2 protein-coding genes are annotated in these 4,133 nt (G+C 72.8%); both read left to right on the forward strand.

What is annotated here, in order from left to right:
- Nucleotides 1-2,293 (forward strand): SDR family NAD(P)-dependent oxidoreductase (locus AC07FT_RS36315; protein WP_479180439.1); only part of this gene is annotated, 2,293 nt, incomplete at its 5' end.
- 24 nt (nt 2,294-2,317) lie between these two features.
- Nucleotides 2,318-4,133 (forward strand): type I polyketide synthase (locus tag AC07FT_RS36320; protein ID WP_479180441.1); only part of this gene is annotated, 1,816 nt, incomplete at its 3' end.

The following is a 4,133-nucleotide window of genomic DNA, read 5'->3' on the forward strand; positions in this document are numbered from 1 at the left end:
GGACTGGCGGGCGGTGCTGTCGGGTCTGGGTGGTTCGGTGGTGGGGTTGCCGACGTACGCGTTCCAGCGGCAGCGGTACTGGCTGGAGGGTTCCGTACAGCCGGTGACCACCGACGGCGACCCCGCCGACACCGAGTTCTGGGACGCCGTGGAGCGCCAGGACATCGAGGCCCTCACCACCGAACTTGACGTCGACACCACCGCGCAACAGTCCCTCGGCGCCGTGCTCCCGGCACTCTCCTCGTGGCGACGGACGCGCCGTGAGCGCTCCGTCCTCGACTCCTGGCGGTACCACCTCACCTGGAACCGGGTACCGGACCCGTCCTCGGCCGCCCTAGACGGCACCTGGCTGCTGGCGGTCCCGGCGGCCCGCCACCACACCGGTGGCCGGAGGGCCGACCGCCCGGCCGACGCCCACCTCATCGACGCCGTGCGCACCGGGATGGCCACTCAGGGCGCCACCGTCCTCACCGTTGAACTCGACGAGGCGGACCGGGGAGCGGCCGCCGTCCGGATCGCCGAGGCCACGGCGGGGGCCACCCCCTCCGGAGTGCTCTCGCTGCTCGGCCTCGCCGAGGCCCCGCACCCCGCATACGCCGGGGTGCCCACCGGCCTCGCGCTCACCCTCACCCTCGTCCAGGCCCTCGGCGACACCGGTGTCACCGCGCCGCTGTGGCTCGCCACCCGGGGGGCGGTCTCCACCGGTGGCACGGACACCCTCGACAGTCCGGCCCAGTCGGCCGTCTGGGGCCTCGGCCGGGTCGCCGCCCTCGAACACCCCCAGCGCTGGGGCGGCATGATCGACCTGCCCGCCACCGTGGACGGCCGGGTGACCACCCGGTTGTGCGGGACGCTCGCGGGCGGCCTCGGCGACGAGGACCAGCTCGCGCTGCGGACCTCCGGGGTGTTCACCCGCCGCCTGATACGCGCCACACCGGACCGGTCGCGGTCCGGCACCGGCTGGACCCCCCGGGGCACCGTGCTGCTCACCGGCGGCACAGGTGGGGTCGGTGCGCAGATCGCCCGCTGGCTGGCCCGCAACGGCGCCGAACACCTCGTACTCACCAGCCGTCGTGGTCCCGAGGCCCCGGGTGCGGACAAGCTGACGGCGGAACTCTCCGAACTGGGCGCCAAGGTGACCGTGGCCGCTTGCGACGTGGCCGACCGCCGGGCGCTGGAAGCCCTCGTCCGGCGGGTCGAGGACCAGGGCCCGCCGATCCGCACCGTGATGCACATCGCCGGGGCCGGTGTTCTCGTCCCGCTCGCCGACACCGACCTGGCCGAGTTCGCGGACACCGCCGAGGCCAAGGTGGCGGGTGCGGCCAACCTCGACGCCCTCTTCGACCGGGACACGCTCGACGCGTTCGTGCTCTTCTCCTCCATCTCGGCCGTCTGGGGCAGTGGTGAACACGGTGCCTACGCGGCGGCCAACGCCTATCTCGACGGACTCGCCGAACACCGGCGCTCCCGCGGGCTGACCGCCACCTCGGTGGTGTGGGGCATCTGGAGTCCGGAGGAGGGCGGTATGGCCGCCAATCTCGCCGAGGAGCAACTGCGCGGCCGGGGCATCCCGTTCATGTCTCCCAAGCTGGCCATCGACGGTTTCCAGCGGGTGCTCGACCGCGACGAGACCGTGGTCGTCGTCGCCGACGTGGACTGGGAGCGGTTCGTCCCCGTCTTCACCTCCGCCCGGCCCAGCCCCCTGATCGGCCAGGTGCCCGAGGTGGCGCGGGTCCTCGCCACCGACACGGATCCGGTGGCGGCCGGGACCGAGGAGTCCTCCTCGCTGCGCGACCGGCTGGCCGCGCTGCCCGCAGCCGACCGGCACAAGGCCGTGCTCTCCCTGGTGCGCACCCAGATCGCCACCGTGCTGGGCTATCCGGGCCCGGAGGCCGTGGAGGTGTCACGGGCCTTCCGGGAGCTGGGATTCGACTCCCTCAGCGCCGTCGACCTGCGCAACCGGCTGGGCACCGCCACCGGACTGCGCTTCCCCGTCACCGTCGTCTTCGACTATCCGAGCGCGGCGGAGCTCGCGGGACACATCGGCGCCGAACTCTTCCCCGGCGACGCGGCGGACACCGCGCTGGACCCGGAAGAGGCAGAGGTCAGGGCGGCCCTGACCGCCATACCACTGCTCCGCCTGCGGGAGTCCGGACTACTGGACGAGCTGCTGCGGCTCGCCGACACCCCCGACGCCGGCACCGGACCGGCGGGCGGCGAACCCGCCGAGTCCATCGACGACCTGGACGTGGATGACCTCGTCCGCATGGCCTACGACAAGAACGACCTCTGACGAGACGTGAGTGCGGAGCTGAGAATGGCAAACCCCACCGACAAGATCGTTGGCGCACTGCGGGAGTCTCTGAAGGAGACGGAACGACTGCGGCGGGCCAACCAGCAACTCACCGCGGCCTCCCGCGAACCCATCGCCATCGTGGCGATGAGCTGCCGCTACCCCGGCGACGTCCACGGCCCCGAGGACCTGTGGCAGCTGGTCACCGGGGAGCGTGACGCCATCTCCGGCTTCCCCGGCAACCGTGACTGGGACCTGGAGAACCTCTACGACCCGGACCCCGACCGGCAGGGCACCGTCTACGCCACCGAAGGCGGTTTCCTCCACGACGCCGACCGGTTCGACCCGGCCTTCTTCGGCATATCGCCGCGCGAGGCCACCGTGATGGACCCCCAGCAGCGGCTGTTGCTGGAGACCTCGTGGGAGGCGTTCGAACGTGCCGGGATCGATCCCGGCACCTTGCGCGGCAGCCGGACCGGTGTCTTCGTGGGCGCCGCCTACCAGGGCTACGTCCCCGACTGGCCCCATATGCCCGAAGGGCTCGAAGGCCACCTGGTCACCGGTATCTCCGCCAGCATCATGTCCGGCCGGATCGCCTACACCCTGGGTCTGGAGGGCCCGGCGGTCACCCTCGACACCGCCTGCTCGTCCTCCCTGGTGGCCCTGCACATGGCCTGCCAGTCGCTGCGCCAGGGCGACTGCTCGCTCGCGCTCGCGGGCGGCGCCGCCGTGATGGGCGCGCCCATGGGACTCATCGGCTTCGCCCGGCAGCGCGGCCTCGCCCAGGACGGCCGCTGCAAGGCGTTCGCCGAGGGCGCCGACGGCATGGGGCTCGGCGAGGGTGTCGGGATGCTGCTGCTGGAGCGGTTGTCCGACGCGCGCCGCAACGGCCATGAGGTGCTGGCCGTCGTCCGCGGCTCCGCCGTCAACCAGGACGGCGCCAGCAACGGGCTGACCGCGCCCAACGGCCGTTCCCAGCAGCGGGTGATCCGCCAGGCACTGACCAACGCGTCGCTGTCCGCGGAGCAGATCGACGCGGTCGAGGCCCACGGCACCGGCACACCGCTCGGCGACCCCATCGAGGCAGGTGCGCTGCTCGCCACCTACGGCAAGGACCGGCCGTCCGACCGGCCCGTGCTCATCGGCTCGCTGAAGTCCAACATCGGCCATCCGCAGGCGGCCGGTGGTGTCGGTGGTGTCATCAAGATGGTCCTGGCGATGCGCCACGGCCTGCTGCCCCGGACCCTGCACGCGGACCAGCGCTCCTCACGGATCGACTGGTCCGAGGGCGCGCTGGAGCTGCTGACCGAGGCCCGTACGTGGCCGGGTTCGGGAGAGCCGCGCCGCGCCGGTGTCTCGGCCTTCGGCGCCAGCGGCACCAATGTGCACGCCATCATCGAGGAGGCGCCCGACGCATCCGACACCACCTCCGAGTCCTCCGCGGATGCGGGCGACACGGCCCCGGTGGGCGGGGGAGCGGTGGCGTGGACGTTGTCGGCGAAGAGCGCGTCGGCGTTGCGGGGGCAGGCGGAGCGGCTGCTGTCGCATCTGGCGGCCCGGCCTGGACTCTCCCCGGCCGATGTGGGGTTCTCGCTGGCCACCACCCGTGCCATCTTCGACCACCGCGCGGTCGTGGTCGGCGACAGCCGTGATGCCCTGCTGAGCGCCCTGGAGACACTGGCGTCCGAGGGCGCGTCCCCGGCGGCGGTACGGGGCGACGGCGCCCTCGCCGCCGACGACACCCGGCCGGTGTTCGTGTTTCCGGGGCAGGGGTCGCAGTGGGTGGGGATGGCGGTTGAACTGCTTGATGTGTCGCCGGTGTTCGCGGGGCGGATGGCGG

The organism is Streptomyces sp. NPDC045899 (assembly GCF_056431485.1).